Annotated in this window: 16 protein-coding genes; 11 read left to right on the forward strand and 5 right to left on the reverse strand. The window is 53.6% G+C overall.

Annotated features, from left to right (window positions below; translation table 11 throughout):
• Nucleotides 1-183: 183 nt before the first annotated feature.
• On the forward strand, nucleotides 184-1,176 hold the full coding sequence (locus V4U84_RS21025) for a phosphotransferase (protein WP_334074049.1): 993 nt from the start codon (nucleotides 184-186) through the stop codon (nucleotides 1,174-1,176).
• Nucleotides 1,177-1,268: 92 nt separating this feature from the next.
• Nucleotides 1,269-2,351: an acyl-CoA dehydrogenase family protein gene (locus V4U84_RS21030; protein ID WP_334074050.1), complete on the forward strand. Its 1,083-nt coding sequence runs from the start codon at nucleotides 1,269-1,271 to the stop codon at nucleotides 2,349-2,351.
• 174 nt (nucleotides 2,352-2,525) lie between these two features.
• On the opposite strand, the gene V4U84_RS21035 is transcribed toward V4U84_RS21030, so the two are convergent.
• From V4U84_RS21035 to V4U84_RS21050, 4 genes are all read right to left on the reverse strand, one after another.
• A complete protein-coding gene (locus V4U84_RS21035; RefSeq protein WP_334074051.1) occupies nucleotides 2,526-2,870 on the reverse strand; it encodes a sigma factor-like helix-turn-helix DNA-binding protein in 345 nt (114 codons plus the stop codon).
• Nucleotides 2,871-3,049: 179 nt separating this feature from the next.
• Nucleotides 3,050-4,093 (reverse strand): GDSL-type esterase/lipase family protein, encoded by a 1,044-nt coding sequence (locus V4U84_RS21040; RefSeq protein WP_334074052.1) that lies wholly within the window; start codon nucleotides 4,091-4,093, stop codon nucleotides 3,050-3,052.
• Nucleotides 4,094-4,182: 89 nt separating this feature from the next.
• On the reverse strand, nucleotides 4,183-5,523 hold the full coding sequence (locus tag V4U84_RS21045; RefSeq protein WP_334074053.1) for an ABC transporter substrate-binding protein: 1,341 nt from the start codon (nucleotides 5,521-5,523) through the stop codon (nucleotides 4,183-4,185).
• Nucleotides 5,524-6,195: 672 nt separating this feature from the next.
• Nucleotides 6,196-7,236, reverse strand: coding sequence for a hypothetical protein (locus tag V4U84_RS21050; RefSeq protein ID WP_334077904.1), 1,041 nt, complete (start codon nucleotides 7,234-7,236; stop codon nucleotides 6,196-6,198).
• A gap of 248 nt (nucleotides 7,237-7,484) precedes the next feature.
• On the opposite strand from V4U84_RS21050, the gene V4U84_RS21055 reads away from it, so the two are divergent.
• Both V4U84_RS21055 and V4U84_RS21060 read left to right on the forward strand, forming a co-directional pair.
• A complete protein-coding gene (locus V4U84_RS21055) occupies nucleotides 7,485-8,027 on the forward strand; it encodes an ASCH domain-containing protein (RefSeq protein WP_416367281.1) in 543 nt (180 codons plus the stop codon).
• 574 nt (nucleotides 8,028-8,601) lie between these two features.
• Nucleotides 8,602-10,266 (forward strand): glycoside hydrolase family 13 protein, encoded by a 1,665-nt coding sequence (locus V4U84_RS21060; protein ID WP_334077905.1) that lies wholly within the window; start codon nucleotides 8,602-8,604, stop codon nucleotides 10,264-10,266.
• Between the two features lie 63 nt (nucleotides 10,267-10,329).
• Here the strand turns inward: V4U84_RS21060 and V4U84_RS21065 are convergent, their stop codons facing one another.
• Nucleotides 10,330-12,357, reverse strand: coding sequence for a methyl-accepting chemotaxis protein (locus V4U84_RS21065; RefSeq protein WP_334077906.1), 2,028 nt, complete (start codon nucleotides 12,355-12,357; stop codon nucleotides 10,330-10,332).
• 249 nt (nucleotides 12,358-12,606) lie between these two features.
• On the opposite strand from V4U84_RS21065, the gene secG reads away from it, so the two are divergent.
• The 7 genes from secG to V4U84_RS21100 all read left to right on the forward strand — a co-directional run bounded on the left by secG (nucleotide 12,607) and on the right by V4U84_RS21100 (nucleotide 20,872).
• Nucleotides 12,607-12,840, forward strand: a complete 234-nt coding sequence (gene secG, locus V4U84_RS21070) for a preprotein translocase subunit SecG (protein WP_334074058.1) — start codon at nucleotides 12,607-12,609, stop codon at nucleotides 12,838-12,840.
• Nucleotides 12,841-13,120: 280 nt separating this feature from the next.
• Nucleotides 13,121-14,848, forward strand: a complete 1,728-nt coding sequence (locus V4U84_RS21075) for an ABC transporter ATP-binding protein (protein WP_334077907.1) — start codon at nucleotides 13,121-13,123, stop codon at nucleotides 14,846-14,848.
• Nucleotides 14,849-15,019: 171 nt separating this feature from the next.
• Nucleotides 15,020-15,148 carry a hypothetical protein gene (locus tag V4U84_RS21080; RefSeq protein ID WP_263639022.1) on the forward strand — a complete coding sequence of 43 codons (129 nt, stop codon included), beginning with the start codon at nucleotides 15,020-15,022 and terminating at the stop codon, nucleotides 15,146-15,148.
• A 210-nt stretch (nucleotides 15,149-15,358) separates the two neighbouring features.
• On the forward strand, nucleotides 15,359-16,693 hold the full coding sequence (locus V4U84_RS21085; protein ID WP_334077908.1) for a radical SAM/SPASM domain-containing protein: 1,335 nt from the start codon (nucleotides 15,359-15,361) through the stop codon (nucleotides 16,691-16,693).
• Nucleotides 16,694-16,726: 33 nt separating this feature from the next.
• Nucleotides 16,727-18,025 (forward strand): radical SAM/SPASM domain-containing protein, encoded by a 1,299-nt coding sequence (locus V4U84_RS21090; RefSeq protein WP_334077921.1) that lies wholly within the window; start codon nucleotides 16,727-16,729, stop codon nucleotides 18,023-18,025.
• 22 nt (nucleotides 18,026-18,047) lie between these two features.
• Nucleotides 18,048-19,502: a radical SAM/SPASM domain-containing protein gene (locus V4U84_RS21095; protein ID WP_334077909.1), complete on the forward strand. Its 1,455-nt coding sequence runs from the start codon at nucleotides 18,048-18,050 to the stop codon at nucleotides 19,500-19,502.
• Complete coding sequence (locus tag V4U84_RS21100; RefSeq protein WP_334077910.1) at nucleotides 19,463-20,872, forward strand: radical SAM/SPASM domain-containing protein; 1,410 nt, start codon at nucleotides 19,463-19,465, stop codon at nucleotides 20,870-20,872. Before V4U84_RS21095 ends, V4U84_RS21100 begins: the two co-directional genes overlap by 40 nt.
• The last annotated feature ends 1 nt before the right edge of the window (nucleotide 20,873 follow it).

Raw genomic sequence — 20,873 nt, forward strand, 5'->3', positions numbered from 1 at the left:
GGTGTTTTTTCAATTATAGCATAGGGAAAAAGGGACAGAGGGCCTTGGGGTAAATTGCGTTGTTTTGTAGAGGAACAAAGATTTGTTCTATTGGATGGGAGCGCTTTTAAGGTGATTTACAAAAGGCGGGACGTCGCCTAAGATGGAAATTAGTAAATTGCACCACCGCGTGAGGTGAATCGGGTGGATCCAACGGAATCGGAAGAACAGATTTGGGAAGACATTGAGAATAGTCTCCGCCGCCGCTTCGGGATCGAGGTGTTCGAACGCACGCCGATCCGGCGGGGATGGTTAAACCTGAAATGGAAAGTGAGTACGGATGCGGGACAGCTTCTGATCAAACAGTACAACAGGGAGCGGTTTAGACTTTACAAGTCGGAAGAATTGCTCCGGGCTGTTTCGCAGCAGATGAGGCTAAGGGAGAGCGGGCTGCCATGTCCCCGGTTGCTGTCGGACCACAGGGAGGTATTTGTGACCAGCGAGGGCGGCGAACGCTTTCTGGTGATGGAGTTTAGCGAGGGAAGTCTGATTCCGCCCGGCCGGGTCCGTGAGCGGCAGATCCATGACTTGGGCCTCGTCACGGCCCGGATGCATCACTTGCTGAACGACGGGACGCTGAGCGCGAAGGCAAGCCCGCAGTTTGTTCCGCCGAGCCGCGAGGAGCGGATGAGCCTTTGGCGATCCCTGAAGCAAACGGCTTCGGCGGCGGGGGATGATCACCTTGTGCGGGAGATCGAAGTCCAACTCCGGGCGACGGAAGGGGCGGACATGGATCGGTTTACGGGCGTTGCTACGGGGTGGGCGCACCGGGACTTGTGGGTGGACAACCTGTTGTTTTTTGAGGACCGGGTAGCGGCTGTGCTTGATTTTGATCGGCTGAATTACGATTATCCGGCGCTCGATGCGGCCCGGGCGGTGCTCTCTTGCGCCCTCGACGTTCAGGGGCGGTTGGATGCCTCGCTCGCCCGGGCCTTCATGGCAGGGTATACGGAAGAACGGCCTGCGGCCCCGGGGTTCTTGACCGAGGCTATGCAGCTATTGTGGTACATGGAATGCGTCTGGTGGATTCATGCGGAGATGGATAGGGAAGGAGACACGACTGTCCGGTTCGCCAAGGAAATGGAGTGGCTGGCTCGCCATGTAAAGGATTTGCCGGCGATACTTGAGGGATTGTAAGGCTTCCCAAGGTTCGGGAGCGTTCGGAGTGTTTGGGTGTGTTTGCGAATCCGCCAAGGGCTCGCGACTTATATACGGAGGGGGAACTAGGGATGATCACAGAGGAAACGGCGCGCGCCTGTTCGGCGGAGATGGAGCGGACGAGAAGGCTGGACCCTGGTCTGCTACAAGCGGTTCATGAGCTTGGTTGGTTCAAACTGTTTGTGCCGGAGGAATTGGGCGGCCGGATGCTGGCGCTTCCGGAAGCGCTGGGGGTGTTTGAGGAGGCCGCCTGGCTGGACGGGAATTTGGGTTGGCTGGTGACGATCGGATCGGGCGGTGGCATGTTTGCGGCTTATATGGAGCCGGAGGTGGCACGGGAGTTGTTCTCTCCCCGAGCGGCCGTGGTTGCCGGCAGCGGAGCACCCTCGGGCGTGGCCCGCAAGACGGAGGGCGGCTATACCGTGACCGGCTCGTGGAAATACTGCAGCGGGTCTTCCTATGCGACGCTGTTTACGGCAAACTGCCGCATCGCCACAGGAGAGGCGGAGCCTGACGAGGAGGCACCGGTCCGTTCGTTTGTGTTTAAGCCGGAGCAGGTGGAGATCGTTCCGGATTGGAACGCCTTTGGCCTGAAGGCGACGGAGTCTCATACCATGAGGGTGGACCGGATTTTCGTGCCGGAAGAGCGGACGTTTGATCTTGCGGAGCAAAAGGGGTTCGGGGATCACGCCATTTACCGGTACCCGTTCCTTCCGTTTGCGGAGACGTCGTTCGCGGCGATGGCCCTGGGGCTGGTGCGTCATTTCCTGGACGAGGCGTCCGGTCTGGCGGAAGCGAACAAGACGGGATGGGAAGCTGCCCGAGCTGAACGGTATTCGTTTGTCCGCAAACGGATCGAGCGGATGGAGACGGAATGGAATCAAGCCCGCGATACGTTCTACCGGGCGGTTCGCGAGTCCTGGGAACAGGTGGAGAAGGGCGGTGCGCTGACGGAAGAAGCCCAGCGGGAAATCGGGCGGATCAGTAAACAGGCCGCCCGCACGGCCGTCCGCTGCGCCGGCGAACTGTTCCCGTATCTGGGCATGCACGCGGTGATGGAAGACACGGCCGTCAATCGGATCTGGCGGGATCTGCACACCGTTGCGCATCATGTGCTGCTGGTTTCTTTTGAGGAGGAGGAAGGGGGCCATTAAATTCAGAAACCTCGGCATTTAGAACATACTCGAGGAACTCCAGCGTTACCTCCGACACGGCATCCTCCTCCGGCAAATAAATAAATTTACTGATACGCAAGATATCTGTCTTGAATACTTCTACGAGTTTCAACATGGCTTCCGTATCCCGCTGTTTGGCTGACTCAAGTAGTTTCAATAATTCGCGGTCTGAGATAGAAGTTGTATCATTTTTTTCTTGCATTTACTCACCGCCTGTTGACTAATATTCAGATGCTGTGCGACTTCTTCTTCGGTTAGATTCTGAAAGTACAGCTTCTCTATAATAAATCTCCCTCTTGGAGGTAATTGATCGATAAGATCTCTGACCATTATTTTTTCTTCAGATGAGCGAGTAAAGTAAGGAGAAGGAAATTGGCTATTTTCATAGAGAGGGCGTTCTCTATATCTTATTTTTTTCGTACGGTACTGTATTCTCCAGCCAATGCGGTAAATCTCGCTTCTGTATTGTTCGTAAACGGTACTATACTTTTTTTCCAAAGTAACCCCTCCTCTGTGATAGTTATTTATTTATATATAGGGTAATAATTAGGGTATTTTACAACCAAAGGATATAAAAACAAGAACGTATGTTCTTATTATACCAACATTTTTAGTTTTAATACAGAGGATACAAAAAAAGAAGAGTACGAATACTCCTCTCAGTGATTCACGCGAACCTATATCTTCGGAACCTCGGGCAGTAAAGGGCGCAACACCAGGGCGAGGCGTTCGCCGATTTGGACCATGCCGGTGCCGGCCGGGTGCAGCAGGTCATGGGACAAGCCGCGCCAATCGTCCAGCAGCTCGCCGCCGGCCACATACTTGACCTGCGGAAACCCGCAGCGCTGCACGGCGTCGCGAAGCGCCGCCCGATACTCGCCGCTGGTGGAGCGCACCTCGCGCTCCGGCCAAGTCCAGCCGAGATCGGCGAAGCTCGGGAACAGGCCGATGCAAACCAGCGGCTTACCGGGATGCGCGACGGCGATCGTCCGGATCATTGCCGCCGCTTGGTCGGCGAACCGGCTGGCCGGGATGCCTTGATTGAGCATATTGACCGAGATGCACAACGTAGCGATGTCCCAATCGCCTCTGGCGGCGATATGCTCCGCGATCGCCTGCTCGCAATGCGCGGAGCCCGGCATGCCGAGGTTTAAAGCGTCCAAGCCGAGGCGCCAGGCCGTTTGCGCGACATAGGTCACCTCGGGCGAGGAAGCCGCGATCCCGAAGGTGATCGAGGTCCCGTAGGCCAGATAGCGGAGGGCTGGCTGTTCGTGAGGAGCGGGGGGACGGAGTCCCTCGCCTTCAAGGCCGAGCAGGTGGACCTCGTGGCCGTGTACGAGGATCCGCCAAATGGGGCCGAAGGAGGGACGAGGGACCCCTCCGGACCAAGGTTGCCTGAATTGAAATCCGGGCTCCGGTCCCTCCTCCGCGATTTCAATCGTTGCCGGCGTATCCCCGATTTGGCGGCTCTCCACCTCATAATCGCCGTAAAACACCTTAACCTGGCTGATGCCGCCAAAGCTGGCCAAGGTAATCGCCGCGGTTCCCGTTTCCAGGCCGAAGCGGATTTCCAGGTGGGCGGCCCGGCGAATTTGTTCGCGACCTTTTTCCAGTAACCCGGCTCTGACGGATTCGGGGACGCGCTGCATCAGCAGCCCGGGTCGCCCTTCCACACGAACCAGTTCCTCCACATTGTGCAGTTCCACTTTTTCATGGATCATAAATACTCCCTCACTTTCTGTTTTGAAATCAGCCATGGAAAAGGGGCCGCCGCGGAAACGACGACCCCTAAGCTTGCAAGCCTCTAGTTTTATTTGTTCTGCTTCAAAAAGTCGTTATGCCGCGTCACCATGGCCTGGATCGTCTGGTCCAGGGACTGGGCGCCGAGGAAGAACTTCTCGTATTCCTGCGCCCGCATATCCATGACCTCCTGCGGCAGGCTTCGCACATAAGTCGGCGTTTTGTCCTCGAACATGACGTACATGAGCGATTCGAGGTCATAGGTGTCCTTTTTGTCGCCGAGCAGGCTGGTCAGCGCATCCTCCTGGTTGGCATCCTTGGAGGCCGGCAGCCGTCCGCCCGCGGCCATCGGCGCCATGCCGCCGTCGGAATACCATTTCAGGAATTCCCACGCCTCCGCCTGATGCTTGGATTTGGCGTTAATCGAAATGTAATCGCCGAGACCGCCGCGCGTGACATAGTTGTCCGCGCTGTCCGCCAGCCGCGGTACCTGGGCGAAGGCGATTTTAAAATCGCGCGGGAAGTCGGTGAAGTTGTTCGAACTGCGCAGCAGCCACGCTCCAATATTGAGCATCGGCACCTCTCCGCTGAGGAAGACCTGCTCCACCGGCATTTTGGAGGTCAACTGTTCCCCGAGCGGCGGTGTGGTCTTGTCTTCCTTCATCATGGTTTCGAGCGTTTCCAGCCATTTTTTGACGAGCGGGTGATCCAGGTTGGAGGTGCCGTCCGGCTTGGTGTATCCTTCCTGCGACAGGACGGAATCGATCGGGTCGACGAACGGCTCCATGTTCTGGATGAACCCGTAGTTCGAGCCGGTTTTCAGTTTCTTGGCGTATTCGCGCAGCTCGTCCCAGGTCCAGTCCTTGGGAACCGGCAGGCCTGCGGCGTCCAGCGCATCCTTGTTCAGCGCGATGAAGAACGGGCTCTTTGTGGTCGGCATCCCGTAATACTTCCCGTCGATCTTCCAGCTTTCCGCGTCGGGCCCCATTTTCTCGTCGATATTGTAGTCGCTGAATTGACTCAAATCGAGGGCGAGGTTCGATTCCACCCGTTTGGACGCCTGGGAGATCGAATAATTGACGAACAAGTCGACATCCTGCCCGGTAATCATCGCCGTATCGAGTTTCAGGTTCCCGTCGTCGTCATTAACGAAGCGCACGTACTCGACTTGGATATCGGGATGCTCTTTGTTCCAAGCGTCGATGACCTGCTGCGGCCCCGCTTCCGGCGGAACCCCGCCCCACATTTTTAGCGTGACCGCGTTCCCCGATATGGCGTTTCCGCCGGCGTTCTCCCCGGTTTTCCCGGACGCATTGCCGCCGCTGCCGTCTCCTCCGCCCGAGCATCCCGCCAATAAGCCCAGGACGAGCACAAACGCGGTGAATCCTGCGACCCAACCTTTCTTTTTCAAAAGCGCCAACCTCCCTGAGTTAATCCTTAATTTCATGTTGATGGATCAAGGATAACAGACCGGAAAAACCGCCAGAAGGAACAAAAACGCGAAGTCCATGGAACATATCTACGTAAAGGGAGAGAGAGTGGAATAAATCGTTCTATGGGGGAAAAAGGGGGCCGCGGATGGGGAGGTTGGGAGGCGGAGGGAGGCGAGGGAGGCTGGAGAGGCTGGAGAGGCATTAACGGGAATTTCTCCCGTTAATGTTGCGGGGGGCGCCCCTGGCGGGGCAATTAGCTGGAATTTCTCCAGCTAATCCGCGCCAATAGGGGCGAAAGGGCTTGGCGGTCCGAATTAACGGGAGGAATTCCCGGTAAATGTGGACCGCCGGCGGGTTTGGCCGAATTAACGGGAGGAATTCCCGCTAATTCGGCAGGCCCCCTGGGCCCGCGCTCACTGGCGTGCGGCCCCGCTCCCGACCCAGGCGCGCCAAGCGGCCCGGCCACGAAAAGCATGGCGAATCCGGAAATGCGAACCGCCGGAGACGGACAACCCCGGTGTACTTGGGCAATCCCAAGCACTTGCTCGGCCATGCCCCGGCATGTGGGATAGTGGCCCTCCGGCGGAGGAACGGTGCCGATCCGGACAGAACAAAGGACCGGCTCGGGTGCCGGTCCTTTGTTGTCGATATTAGGGCTGCTGCGCGGTCGTTCCCTGGTTGGCATCCGGCGCTTTTTCCGCGGAAGGGTTCGCCGAGTTGCCCGCCTGAGATCCCGCCGAAGCTCCCGTGGAGCCCTCTACCGGGGCCACCAGCAACGGTTCCCAGGTGAAGCCTTCGCCGGTCAATTTTTTGCGATTGTCGGAGATGGCCTGCAAGGTCTCGTTCCGCTGCGTTTCCAGCTGTTTGACCGTATCCAGATAGAGCGCCTCAATCTTCTGCTGCGCGGATTGGGCCGTCGTGGCAATCTGTTGCTTATACGTGGCCGAGTCCTGGGAAATTTGTGCCGTGTATTGGGTAAACAGTTTGGCGTATTGCTTTTGAGCACTCGCCTTGCTGATTCTCCCGCGCGAATAGACATAGATCGGGCTGGAAAGATAGTTGGTACTGGAGTTTTTCATCAACGCATACATCGGACTGGACAAGTAGGTGTCCGTCACCGTTTTGTGCAGGGCATAAGCCGGGCTGCTTAAAGAATTGATGTTGGTCGCTTTTTTGTATTCGTACATATAGCTGCTCAGTGAGTTCTCGTTGATCGCCCGGGCGAAAACTCCCATCGTGCTGCTGAGCGAATTGCGGTTGGCCGCCCGTACATAAACTCCCATCGGGCTGCTGAGCGAATTCGGGTTGATGCTGCGTTCGAATTCCCGCAGTTCACCCCTTAAGTCATCGTTGTTTTCATACCGTGCCTTAAGTTCCGTCCAATCCGCTTCAAACTTCTCGTTCCACTTCTTCTGGTCTTCCAATACGATGCGCTCCAGTTCCGCCAGCCGGTCGTTTTGACTCTTGAAATATGTATTGTAGTCCTTGATCAGCTGCGCCATATAGGTGTTGTAGGAAGCATTTACGGTGGTGTTATATTTTTTGTATTTGCTCCATACCGCATTGATCCACTTGCTGTCGGCGGCTTGAGCGGAACCCGCCGGCAGGAAGGCGATCGTCATCATCAGAAAGCTCAAAACCAGCATCAAGCCTTTTCTTAAAAATCCTTTAAGTTGACCATTTCTCCTCATGATCGTTGTTACCCTCCATATGATGTGATTTTATGTGATATACGAATTAAGGGTATTTTATCCAAATGTGCGGCAGGTTCCAATAGTCCATGATGTCTACGGAACTTTTGGACTATTTTTCCGGGGGAACAGGGAAAAAGACATACGACATCCGGCGCGAAGGTTTGTCATCCCCGGCCCTCTGTTATACATTAGTAGGAGTTGGAAGAACGAGAATGTGAGGACAGTAACGGAAGGGAGCGATGCACGTGCGCTGCATTACGATACGCCAACCGTGGGCGACGCTTATCGCCATAGGCGAGAAGCGCCTGGAAACGCGGGGCTGGAAAACGAACTACCGCGGGGAATTGGCGATTCATGCCGGAAAACGGGTGGATCGGGCGGCCTGCCTGGCGGAACCGGTGCGGTCGCTGCTGGCGGCGTCCGGTTACTCCGCGGCCAACCTGCCGACCGGCGCAGTGGTGGCGGTCGGCAGGTTGGCCGGCTGCTACCCGGTGATGGCCAATGATGGCGAAACAGCCGTGCTGGATGTCGGCGAAGGTGGCGGACTGGGAGCAGGTGGCGGAAGCGGCAACGTAGGCGAACTCGGTAAAGCTGGTCAAGGCGGGAAGGAGCGTGGAGCCGGCGGGGAAGGCGGAGATCGCGCTCTCGTTGTGGCTGGGCAAGAGTACCGGTTCGGGGACTTCGCGCTCGGGCGATACGGATGGGAGCTGGCCGAAGTGCGAAAGCTGCCGGAGCCGGTCCCCGCTGCGGGGAAGCAGGGACTGTGGAACTGGGAGGCCCGCTGGTAGGACGAGTTCCGGCTTGAACCGTTCTAACGGAAATAGTAGCCGCTATTTCTGGTTAACAGGCCCCACTACTGGCTTTAACGGAAATAATAGCCCCTATTATAGTAAAAATCAGCCGTTTTGGCGGTAAGAGTGGCAAATAGGCGCTATGACGTCCGTCAGAAATCGGGAAGGGCTATTTTTCGTAAAATAGCGGCTATCATTTCCGTTAGAAACGGGCCCCACCCTCTCAAGTCGCATTGACAACGAGGGAAGGGTATTTTATAGTTTAGGTAAACGTTTACGTCCCCGTTTTTCGAATCTATTGAAGCGATAGTGGTTTAAACGGACGCTCTTATGGTATTTTTCACCCCCGTTGTCCACATAGCGGCCTTTTGAGGTCTTATATAAACCCAAGACGCGAGAGTACTATCGGTGGGCAAATGGAATTATGTATGTAACGTAAACGTTTACGGTAAGAAAGTAGATCACATGTAGAAAGCACCGCATAAAGTGTCGACTTATAGCAATTAGATAAGGGCTACAAAAGGTAATAATAAGATAAAACGGGGCACCCCGCGAGAGGAGAAGAAGCGAAATGGAGAAAAAATGGTGGAAAGAAAGCGTTGTGTATCAAATCTATCCCCGGAGTTTTATGGATAGCAATGGGGATGGGATCGGGGATTTGCGCGGAATTATATCCAAGCTGGATTACCTCAAGCAGTTGGGGGTCGACGTGGTCTGGCTGTGTCCGGTTTACGAGTCCCCTAACGACGACAACGGGTATGATATCAGCGACTACCAGGGCATTATGGGCGAATTCGGCACGTTGGCGGATTGGGAGGAGCTGCTGGCCGGGCTGCATGCGAGAGGGATGAAGCTGATCATGGACCTCGTCGTGAACCACAGCTCCGACGAGCATGCCTGGTTCGTGGAGTCGCGCCAGTCCAAGGACAACGCGTACCGCGACTACTACATCTGGCGCCCGGGCAAAGACGGCCGCGAGCCCAATGACTGGCTCTCCTTCTTCAGCGGGCCGGCCTGGCAATATGATGCCCGGACGGACGAATACTACCTGCATCTTTTTTCGACCAAGCAGCCGGATCTGAACTGGGAGAATCCGAAGGTTCGCCGCGAGGTGTACGACATGATGACCTGGTGGCTGGACAAAGGGATCGACGGTTTCCGGATGGATGTCATCAACCTGATCTCCAAAGTGCCGGGACTTCCGGACACGGCCCACGGGTCGGGGGGCGGCGAACATTATATCAATGGGCCGCGGGTTCATGAGTTTTTGCAGGAGATGAACCGGGAGGTACTGTCCAAGTATGACATTATGACGGTGGGCGAAACGATCGACGTCTCGCCGGAGGATGCGGTTCTTTTTGCGGGTGAGGATCGCGGGGAGCTAAACATGGTGTTCCAGTTCGAACTGATGGGTATCGACTCGGGGCCGTCCGGCAAGTGGGAGGTGTTGCCCTGGAAGCTGCCCAAGTTCAAGGAGATCGTCAGCCGCTGGCAAACCCAACTTCACGGCAAGGCTTGGAACAGCATTTACTTGAACAATCACGACCAGCCCCGTCTCCTGTCGAGATTCGGGCATGACGGCGAGCATCATAATGTTGCGGCCAAAATGCTGGCTACGCTGCTGCACACGCTCCAAGGGACCCCGTATATTTACCAGGGGGAAGAGATCGGGATGACCAATGTGCGGTTTGAGACGATTGAGGAATACAGGGATATCGAAACGCTCAATATGTACCGGGAATATCTTGACAAAGGCCATGCGTCGGAAGATATTCTGAAGTCGATCTACGCCAAGGGGCGCGACAACGCCCGGACTCCGATGCAGTGGAACGGGGAAGCGCAAGCCGGATTCACCACCGGTAAGCCGTGGATCGCCGTGAACCCGAACTACAAAGAAATCAATGTGGAGCGGGCGCTGAACGAACCGAACTCGGTCCTGCATTACTACCGGAAATTAATCGAGCTGCGGAAAAAACACGAAATCATCGTGTACGGCGATTATAAGCTGCTGAATGCAGAGGATGAGCAAGTGTATGCTTTTCTCCGTACTTTGAATAAAGAACGCCTGCTGGTTATCTTGAACTTCTATGAAAAACCGGCGGAGTTCGCGCTAAGCGAACGTATTGCGTACGAAACCCGGGAAGTGCTGATCAGCAACTACGAGGTGTCCGCCGAAGAAGACTTCCACCAATTGACTCTGCGTCCTTACGAGGCACGGGTTTACAAAATGAATTAAGCAAAAAAGCAGTCTATCCTCACTCTAGGATAGGCTGCTTTTGTTCTTGGCATAGGCATAGTATTAGGATTTAAAAACCTGAATCTGTTCCTTCAAGTCGTTCATCATCACATTGAGGTTCTGCGCCGCACTTTCGATCCCTTCCATAATTGCTGACTGTTCCGTGGAGGATTGCGCTACCGAGAGGGCGCTCTCCGCCGATCGTTGCGCCACCGTCAGCATTTCACCCATGGTGGCGGCAATCTCCTCGGTTCCGGCCGAGATTTGCTCGGTCGTCGCCGAAACATCCTGCATTTGCGAGGAGACTTGACGGATAGATTGGCGGATGTGGTCAAAAGAGTCCCCGACCTTTTTCATTCGGTCAATTCCGTTATAAATATCGGTGATATTGCTTCTCATGGATCCCGTTACCTGAGTACTGGAATGTTGGATAAACTGAATCAGCTCGACGATATGTGAAATAGATTGGCTGGTTTGCTCCGCCAGCTTCTTAACCTCTCCGGCAACGACCGAGAATCCGCGCCCATGCTCTCCGGCACGCGCGGCTTCAATGGAAGCATTTAAGGATAGGAGCGCGGTTTGATTGGAAATGTCGGAAATGACATCGACAATCTGTTCGATTTCCCTGGAACGATTGACGAATTGTTCGACATCCGCCGCGGTTTGGTCCGCCGATTGACGAATGATGTTCATCTGCTCGATAGCGGACTGAATTTCGACATAACCGAATTCGACTTCGCTCGACACCGTTTCGGCTTGCTCCGATATCATACCGGCCGCCTCGGCAATCTTCTGGACGCCGGTAGCCATTTCTTCCGTGGACCGGGCCGACTGCTCCGCACCTTGGACTTGGGACGCGGATCCGTTCGCCATATGTTGAATATCCGTCTGGATATTCATGGCGGCTTGCGATGACTTGCGGGATGCGGCCGCAAGTTCATCCGAGGAGGTGGCGACCCGCCCGACGGTCTGATGGATTTGCTGCACCATACCGGATAACGAATCGATCATCAAATTGATATTTTCGCTCATCCGGCCGATTTCATCCCGGGATTTAACGGTGACCCGTTCATCCAGATGCCCTTCGGCAACTCTTTTGACGACGTGGGAGGCGGCAAGGAGCGGCTTCACCACCAGCTTGGCCAAAATCACGGATACGATGACCACGACCACCATGACGGCAGCGACCAGGACTATGGACAGCGTCCGGGCTTGATGAACCTCAGCCATGATCTCGCTCTTCGGAACGGTAATGACCATTTTCCATTGGGTAGTAGGAACGGTTCCAAAGTAAGCGATCATCTCTTTGCCGGAGCCGTCCTTGTAAGTGATTGAACCTTCGTTTTGGCCCAAAATACGCTCGACGGCCAGCTTTTCTCCGGAGCTTTTGGCGTAATCCTTCATATTCTTGCCGAAGCGTTCCGCATCCGGGTAACTATAGTAGACGCCGGTATCCGAAACGAAATAGCCTAAGCCGGTTTTGCCGAGGTGAATGCTGTTGCTCTGCTCTGTGAGGATGTCAGGCGTGACCGAGAAGGCGACTCCGCCGAGGAACTGGCCGCTTTTATCGTTAATCGGCACAACCACCGGGATGATGTATTTGTCCAACGGCTCGAGATAGGACATCTCGGCAATAGCCGGGGTCTTGGTTTGTTTGGCTCTCACAAAATAATCGCTCTTCGACATGTCCGCCGTCATGTTCTGCATATTCGTGAGTGTACCGCCTTGATCTATCAGACTATAGCCCTCCGATTGGGTATCGCTTTGTTCCAAGATATTTAATATCGGAAAAATCGTGTCGGCCTGGACGTGCTGAAATTGAGAATTCTGTTTGATTAATTCCTCCACGGCCGAAATTTTGGACTGCATCCATTCGTCAATTTTCGAGATGTGGAGCTCCAACGTTTTTTTCGCAATTTTCTCGGCGTTGTCCTTCGTTTCCCGGCCGAAATAGTCGATTAGGAACGTGTTGGCGGCAAGTAGAGGCAGGAGGGAAATCGCGAGAATGATAATTAACAATTTGGTTTGAAAAGGCATACCTCTCCCCTTAACGGTAAATCGGGCCTGGGATGGGACTTTGCTTGTGGACATAAACTGACCTCCATGAGTCTTGTGAATTATACAACTAATGGTATCATGAAAAAATAGGGTATTTTGGTACAATAGTGAGAAACTTAAAGGTCCTATTTTCGGCATTTTCCAGCAAAAAATGACAAAAGGCATTGAAATTTTCAAAACTCAGTTACTTGTCTAGCGGAGTTGTTAATGTTGGTATGGTGTGATAAAATATAAATACTGTGTTTTATATAGCATGTATTCCCACTTAGGAGGTGGATTTGGATGAATATGTTTTTGGAAGTGCTGCTCGTAATTTTCTCCATCGGTCTGATTGCGGTCGTTCTGCTGCAAAAAGGGAAGAGCGCAGGTCTTTCCGGTGCCATCTCCGGAGGAGCGGAACATCTTTTCGGTAAGACTAAGGCGCGCGGTATGGAACTCGTTCTCGAACGGGTGACCGTTGGATTGGCGGCAGGCTTTTTCATATTGGCGATCGTCGTAGCCGTTGTCGTCCATTAGTAAATTGAAGCTTAGATCAGGGCCTCGTTTCCGTCAGGAAACGGGGCTTTTTTGTGCGTGGTAAAAGGCGAAGGCTCGGAACGGTCAATGGGGATCATCGGAAAGGCGTCCCTGCCGTGATGCGACGCATGCCTGATGTATCCTGAAAGGATAAAAAAGGCAATTTTGTTAAAATGATTGTTCTTTCCATAACATCTGCATTAATCTATAAGGGAAGGAAAAAACAGGGGATTGCATTTGACCTCTCTCCAAATCCAATAAAGATAGCGGGGTTGTTGCGATGAATAAGATATCGAGAAATATTTTCCTCCTGATTAAGCCGTATCTGGCCCTCGAATTTCTTGGTCTGCTGCTGACCGTCCTCTATACGCTATGCGTTTTTGCCACTCCCCTGGCTTCCCGATATCTGATCGACGATGTGCTGCCCAACCGCTCCCGGGAAGGACTGCTCGCGGGCATCGGCATATTTGTAGCGGTGATGGCCTGTCAGCCGACATTGGGCTTCGCAAAGGATTACCTGTTTCGAACCATCACCGAGAAAATTACCTATGATTTGCGGACCAAATTGTACGGCAGTGTACTGCGGGCTCCGATGACCTTTTTCGATACGGCGAAAGGTGGGGAAGTGGTCTCCCGTATCGTCAATGATGGCATAGGGGTCAGCAAGTTTATCGGCAGCATTTTCATTTCTTTGATAAAGGATATATTCATGATTGTTATGATTTTGGCCGGCATGTTTATGATGTCTGCCCGGATCAGCCTGCTGATTCTTGGGGTCTATGCGCTGTTTTTTGCCCTGAAGTTCACTGTCAAGCACAAATTCAGAAAAATCTCCCTGGATATTCAGCAAAATAACGACGCCATGTGTGTGGCTGTATCGCAAATGGTCGCTTCCATTGCCACGATCAAGACGTTTCTCTCCGAAAGTTACTTTCTCTCCCGTTTTGACCTCATCTTAAGCAAAAGTTTGAATGACAACCGGCGTTACGCCCTGTATATCACTCTGGTGAATAACCTGTCTTCTTTGCTGATGGTCGTGTGTCTGTCGATAACGTACGGCTATGGCACCTGGCTGGTCATGAGTACGAACTTGACCCTTGGGGCCGTCATCAGTCTGAGCATCTATATCCAGCAGCTCATCAGCCCCGTTAATGAGCTAATCAACAGCTATATTGAATATCAGCGGATCGTTCCTATCCTCGGCCGGATCGCCGAGTATGACGAGCTGTCCGCGGAGGATCGGGGGGAGGTTCGGCCGATAGGCCCAATCGGCGAAATCCGGTTCAAAGACGTACATTTTGCCTATGGGAACAGCAGGATTTTGAACGGGGTGTGCTTCCATCTGTCCGGTCGGGGCAAGTTTGCTTTTATAGGCCCTTCCGGCGGCGGAAAAAGTACCCTGATCAAGCTTATCCTTGGCCTTTACGCCCCGCAAAGCGGGGAGCTCATCATTAACTCGCGGGATATCGGACATATTGGCGTAGCCCGGCTAAGAGAGCAAATCGGCTACATATCGCAAGAAATCGATTTATATAACGCGAGTATTCTGGACAATATCCGGTGTGGAGATGCACATATCGCAGACGAAGCGATAAAGGAGGCATGCCGAAAATTAAAGCTCGATGCGAAAATCGCCTCGCTTGATCAGGGCTACCATACGATCATCAATGAGCGCATCAATCTGTCCGGCGGAGAAAGACAACGGGTCGCCATTGCTCGAATTTTGGTCAGAAATCCGTCTCTTTATATTTTTGACGAGCCTACTTCGGCTCTGGATCCGGAGAATGAACGCATCATCACGGAGCTGCTCGATGAGATTGCGGAGGATCGGATGGTTATCGTAATTGCCCATCGGCTGCATACAATTGAGAACGCCGACAAATTATTTTATCTGGAAGACGGGCATCTCACCGAATTCGCCGATTATTGGGAGTTCACCAAATATCACACCGCCGTAATCTGTTCAAACGTCCCGACAAACGAGAAAAGAGAAAATGTAATAATATAACTTTATATTAAAAAAATAGTATAAAAGGGTTGAAATAGTAGGATAAACTTGGTAATATTTGTTTGTGAAAGTTATTTCTTTCACTGGCCAGGAAGAGATTGATAACTTTCCATGTCGCTCTGTCGAACAACTTGCTTCAATCGTTCCAAAAATCAAAGGAGGAGAATGATCATGAAAGAAAACGCGCTGATCAAACCTATTAACGAGGAAATCAACGAGGACAAGAACGAATGGATTTTGTGCGGCTCTGATGATGTCTGTGATGATTGTGTAGGCGTTTGTGATCCGACTTATCATTAATTCAAGCAGATCGTTTCCACTTTTTTTGGCAAAATGAGCAGTTGTTTTTTTGATGGACGGCTTCAATCGGTGATGACAACCCGCCGGTTGAAGCCGGTTCCCATAATACGGGTTAGGGAGGGAAGCCGGACAACGGCAGCCCATATGATAAATACCATGGATTCTGAGGTATGCACTCTGCATAACTACAGCGGGACCAGGTATATTTTTATGCCTGAATTGACGGCTTTGTTCGAACACTCCGACCTGCTGTTTGAGCTGGCCCATCGGCTGGACGGTTCTGACGCCGAGAAGGCGTGCCGTGAACTGGGCGGCCGTTATTCGGAGGAGCTGGTCCGCGGACAGCTAGAGTTGTTACGGCAGTGGGCGGCGAAGATGGATAGGAAGCGGCGGAAACAAGCGGCACATTACGGTAAGGTTTCCCTGGAAGCTTGGGAGGGGGGGAAGGTACTGGACTCCCTGTGGATGAACATTTCGCATGATTGCAATCTGCGATGCGTTTACTGCTATGGCAGCGGCGGGGCCTACGGGGGCCGGAGAAAGCTGATGACGGTCGAGTCGGCCAAGCGAATTATCGACTACTGGTATGCCCGGGCAGACAAGGAAGCGGAAGAGTACAGAATCGTCTTTTTCGGCGGGGAGCCCTTGATGAACAAGCGGGTGTTGATGTTCTCCGTCAGTTATATTAACAGCGTGCTCGGCGACCGGGCGAATGTCAGCTACGCCATGACCACGAACGGTACGATTCTGGATGAGGAGCTACTGCGGCTGTTTGCCGACAATGATTTCCGAATCACGATCAGTCTTGATGGGGACAAGGAGATCCAGGACCGATCAAGACCGTTCGCGTCCGGCAAAGGCAGCAGCTTCGACAGGATCGGCGAGTCGGTCGCGCGCCTGGGAGGAAGCGGTCTGCCGATTACGGCCCGATTGACACTGGTTCACGAGCATGTTCCGAAGTTGGCCGAGACGGTGCACAGTCTGTGGGATTTGGGCATCAGCAATGTCAACTTTGATTTGGTCTCCTCCCCCGACGACAGATTCAAGGTTACCGCGGAGGATCTCGAGCTCCTGAAACCACAATTGGAACGATTGGCCCGGGAAGTCTACGGCAACTTCGTCCACCGGCGGAAAAGATACGTCGGCACATTGACCAAATACGCGAAAGCGATGCATAACCACCAGTATAACAGCTGTGTTTTTTACGCCAAAAACAGCTTGATGGTTGGGCCCGACGGGGAGATTTACAAATGCCACAGATTGATTGAAGACCCGAAGTTTCACTACGGGAACATCCATACGGATATCGATTGGGACAGGTACGATAACGCCAAACCGAAACCTCCCGCATGTTCTGAGTGCTGGGCGCGGCATCTGTGCGTGGGATGCTCGCAAGTGAATTGGATGTACCACAGCGATTTGAATACTCCCTATGACATTTCCTGCGAGTTTACCCGCATGGTCATCTGGGAGAATTTAAAGCTCTATGCCACTTTGCATGAGAAAGAACCTCAGCTATTTAAGTTGGCGTACCGGATGGGCTAATCGCCGAGAAGGGAGATGGATATCGTGCTTGAGATGATCCATGTAAAGGATAAATCGTATCTCTTCTTCCGCCACTCGCTGATGATGTTTGCATGTGGCTCTGAGGTCGAGGACGCCGTTGACCGGCTGAAGCGGGGAGCCGTGGAAGAGGACGGCAATGCGGCGCTGCTTCGCGGCTATGCCCAGCGCGATGCCGAAGCCAAGCGGCGGATCGAAGCCGCCCAGGCGGATTACATGGACCGGGATTTGAACATTGCGGGCTGCGATATCAATGTGTTTTACGGCTGCAATCTGAACTGCAAATATTGCTTTGCCGAAGGCGGCAGCCATGGCAAGCGGGGGGCGATGACCCGGGAGCGGGCGAGAGAGGTCGTCGATTATGTGCTGGATCACGCGGGCGACAACGACCAGCTCAAGGTCACGATCATCGGCGGAGAACCGCTGATGAACCTGAAGGTGTTCGAGGAGGTCGCCAGCTACGGAACCCGGGAAGCCGGGAAACGGAACAAGACGATGCGCTTCGCCACAACCACCAACGGCACCTTGCTCACGGAACGGGCGCTGGAGCTGCTTCATCAATACGATGTGGCTTATATCATCAGTCTGGACAGTCACGACCGGGCCACGAATGACTTCCTGCGAGGGGACAGAAGCGGGGGGAGCGCCTATGACGCGATTATGAAGCGTTGGGATGCGTTGGATGAGCGCGAGATCATTCGCATTAATGTTACCGTAACCCCTTACAATATGAACCTGTCCGAAATCGCCCGGCATCTGTTCGCGCGAGGCGTCAATTACATTCACTTCACCGAGGTCAAAAGCGATCGCGAGGACATGTGCTTCACTTCCGAACAAATCGAGGAGCTGAAACGGGAATACGATCAGCTCGCGGATTTGCTGCTCGATAAGTTGATCTCCGGCGAACGGGTAGGCTGCTATCCGCTGCTGAAGGACTTGAACAAGCTTCATACCCGCAGACCGGTGCTCCAGGTTTGCAGCACGCTCAACCGTAGGGTCGCCTTTTCTCCGGACGGAAAAATTTATCCGTGCGACATGTTGATGTGGGACGACTATTGCCTAGGGGATACCGAGCAGGGGGCCGACCCGGGCAGCATTAACGGTCTGAAGCAAAGGCTGGCGGATGAAGGAGAATGCGACGGTTGCTGGGCCCGGTATTTATGCGGAGGCGAATGTCTGGCGGACAAGCTCTGGGACAACCGGGAGCAGCGCGCTTTGCGATGCGAGCTGAAACGCCATATCTTTTCGCTCAAATTGCACATCTATGACGCACTTGTCCACCAGGCGGAAGGTTTTGAGTTCAGCAAATACTGAAGCTTTAAGGAGGAGGATCCCTGTGAGAACGGAACAAGCCGTTGCCGGCCCCGAAGGCCGGGCTGCGACGCTGGCGAGTCCTTTTTTGACTTTCACCGAGAGTGAAGAGTATTTCGTATTTGACGGAAGCAGCGGGGTAATGTCCCGAATCGGCAAGCTGGTTTACGATATTTTGAATCTCTCTCCCATTTACGACATTTACGGGGAAGAGGATCTGGTTAAGCTGAGAGAATTGTTAACCCCCAAATATGCGGAAGCAGAAATCGACGAGGCTGTCGGGGCGATTCAAGCTTTTAACCGACAGGGCTTTCTGCAACATAAACACAAAATCTACGAGCTGTTCGATGAAAAATATGAAAGCGCCCAAAACGGGTATTTCGGCGGTTGTTTATGGCTGAATTTGTCCCATGACTGCAACTTGAGATGTACCTACTGTTTCGGCAACGGCGGCGATTACGGGCACAGCCGCATGCTGATGACCCGGGAAACCGCCAAGGCGTGCATTGATTATTGGTACGCTCATTTGAATAGAGACCAAAAGCTGTTTGATGTCGCTTTTTTCGGTGGGGAACCTTTGATGAATCAGGAGGTTCTTTTTTTCGCAGTCGAATACATCAACCAGTTGATGTCCGGTCATAGCGGCCGGGTGCGGTATAACATTACGACTAACGGAACGATCCTGAATGACAAGCTGCTGCGGTTGTTCAAGGACAACGACTTTCTTGTGAGCATCAGCATCGACGGCATCGAGAAGATACATAACAGGAACCGACCCTTCGCCAGCGGGCGGGGCAGCCTTGGCCGCATTCTGCAAAATATAGCGGAGCTCAAACGCGAGTTCTCGCCGCTATCCTCGCAGATTACGGTCCGCAAGCGGGACATCCCCTTTTTGACGCCATCGGTGGAGATGCTGTGGGAGGCCGGGGTCAACCGGGTGCATTCCAATTTGGTGTTTCATGAGGACGAAATCTACGAGTATGAGGATTTTGCCGAATATGAGCAGCAGATCGGCAGGCTCGCGGCGATGACCTTCGCCAACATTATGGACGACAAGCCTTATACCTATCATGGCTTAGTCAGACTTGCGGGCAGGATTCATAAGAAGAAGTTCTCCGATTCCTGCTTCCTTTGGCAGAATGGGGCCTTTATATTCACGCCGGAAGGGGATGCGTATCGATGTTACAGGTACATCGGCAATCCCGAGTACAAGCTGGGAAGCATCCAAGATTCCGGGTTGGCGCTGCTGGATAACCGGTTCAAAAAGGAACGGGTTTCCAAGTGCTCCGCATGCTGGGCACAGCTCTACTGCGGCGACGGCTGCGCCTACGAGAACGAGATTTACACCGGCGATCCGGAAGTCCCGGCCGAAGCCTGGTGCGCCAAAACGAAAATCATGTTGAAACAGAGTTTGAAGTTCTACGCCCGCATGCAGGTGGAATGTCCCGAAAAAGCCAAGCAATATTTCAATTGGAGCTGATCGCCATGCATGATCCGAAATATTTTCCTTATACGACGGACGGGCAATATTATCTGTACGATACAGACACGGGGATGGTTTACGGCGCGAACAGACTGGTTCACGACGCCGTGCGGCTGATGAACACGGGCCTGGATGAGGGGGCGACGCGGAGCGTACTCGCTGCGGAAGGGGATGATCTCCGGGAAATCGAAGAATGCCTTGGCGTGTTGTCCCAGCTGTCCGCGGCCGGGACAGCACCGGCAACGCCGCGGAGCCATCAGGTTCGGAAGCCTAAGAGCGTGAGCAAGGATGACTGGTTTGCCGGGAAGGCGCTGACGAAACTGTGGCTGTCCCTAACCGAGGGCTGCAATATGCAGTGCGCCTATTGTTTCGGCGGCTACGGGCTCCGGAACAAAGTGATGATGTCGGAGGAGACCGCGAAAGCGTGCATTGATTATTTTTTCAAATACGCGGCACGGCAAGCGGATAAGTATAATGTGAATTTTTTTGGCGGAGAGCCGCTGCTCAACAAGAAGACGTTTCTTTACGCCGTCGACTACATCAACGGGAAGGCCCGGGAGGCGGGGAAGAGCATTCATTACATCATTACCACCAACGGGACCCTTCTGGACGAGGATATTTTGCGGGCGCTGACGGAAAACCGGATGTACGTCAACATCAGCATCGACGGGGGAGAGCATACGCATGACCTGCACCGCAGGTTTGGCAGCGGCGGCGGGACATTCCGAACCATCGCGAAGAATTTGGCGGCCATTCGCGGGCGGGGATATCACAATCTGATCGCCAGAATGACGCTGACGAAACAGGGCGTGTATTCCCTGCGGGAGGATGTCGAGTTTCTTTGGCGGATGGGGTTCAATCATGTTTTTGTCGACCCGGTCAAATCCGACTCGCCCAAGCTTGCGCTCGATCCGCCTTCGCTGCGGGAGTTGCGGAGACAGTTCGACGGGTTGCTGGAGCAGATGAAGGAAGAAGAGCGTCAAGGGAACTCGAAGATTATCCGTTCGATTACCGATCTGTACGAGTCGATCGACAACAGGTCGCTGAAAGGCGAATGCACCTATTTCAACGCGTTCTCTCTGCAGTTCACGCCGGAAGGGGAAGTATACAAGTGCAGTTTTACGGAACGGCAGGCGGAGGAGCGTGCCGGAAACGTCAGGGATGGCATTGATTGGGGGAGGTTCCAACGGAAATATGCGCCCGAGGAGAAATGCCTCGGCTGCTGGGCCAGACGGTTGTGCGGAGGCGGCTGCTATTTGGACCGGGACGATTCCGTGATGTGCGAATACGCGAAGCTGATCACGGAATACGGCTTAAAATATTATTCGTTTATGAAAAATCGCAAGGTTCAGCTTAAGGAGGGGTAAC

The organism is Paenibacillus sanfengchensis, assembly GCF_036864765.1.
In the GTDB taxonomy this organism is placed as follows: domain Bacteria; phylum Bacillota; class Bacilli; order Paenibacillales; family Paenibacillaceae; genus Fontibacillus; species Fontibacillus sanfengchensis.

Bases quoted from the DNA above. Each gene is read 5' to 3' on its own strand.
- V4U84_RS21030 (WP_334074050.1), top strand. From the start codon at position 1,269: ATGATCACAGAGGAAACGGCGCGCGCCTGTTCGGCGGAGATGGAGCGG.
- V4U84_RS21040 (WP_334074052.1), bottom strand. From the start codon at position 4,093: ATGATCCATGAAAAAGTGGAACTGCACAATGTGGAGGAACTGGTTCGT.
- V4U84_RS21050 (WP_334077904.1), bottom strand. From the start codon at position 7,236: ATGAGGAGAAATGGTCAACTTAAAGGATTTTTAAGAAAAGGCTTGATG.
- V4U84_RS21060 (WP_334077905.1), top strand. From the start codon at position 8,602: ATGGAGAAAAAATGGTGGAAAGAAAGCGTTGTGTATCAAATCTATCCC.
- V4U84_RS21065 (WP_334077906.1), bottom strand. From the start codon at position 12,357: ATGTCCACAAGCAAAGTCCCATCCCAGGCCCGATTTACCGTTAAGGGG.
- secG (WP_334074058.1), top strand. From the start codon at position 12,607: ATGAATATGTTTTTGGAAGTGCTGCTCGTAATTTTCTCCATCGGTCTG.
- V4U84_RS21075 (WP_334077907.1), top strand. From the start codon at position 13,121: ATGAATAAGATATCGAGAAATATTTTCCTCCTGATTAAGCCGTATCTG.
- V4U84_RS21080 (WP_263639022.1), top strand. From the start codon at position 15,020: ATGAAAGAAAACGCGCTGATCAAACCTATTAACGAGGAAATCAACGAG.
- V4U84_RS21085 (WP_334077908.1), top strand. From the start codon at position 15,359: ATGCCTGAATTGACGGCTTTGTTCGAACACTCCGACCTGCTGTTTGAG.
- V4U84_RS21090 (WP_334077921.1), top strand. From the start codon at position 16,727: ATGATCCATGTAAAGGATAAATCGTATCTCTTCTTCCGCCACTCGCTG.
- V4U84_RS21100 (WP_334077910.1), top strand. From the start codon at position 19,463: ATGTCCCGAAAAAGCCAAGCAATATTTCAATTGGAGCTGATCGCCATG.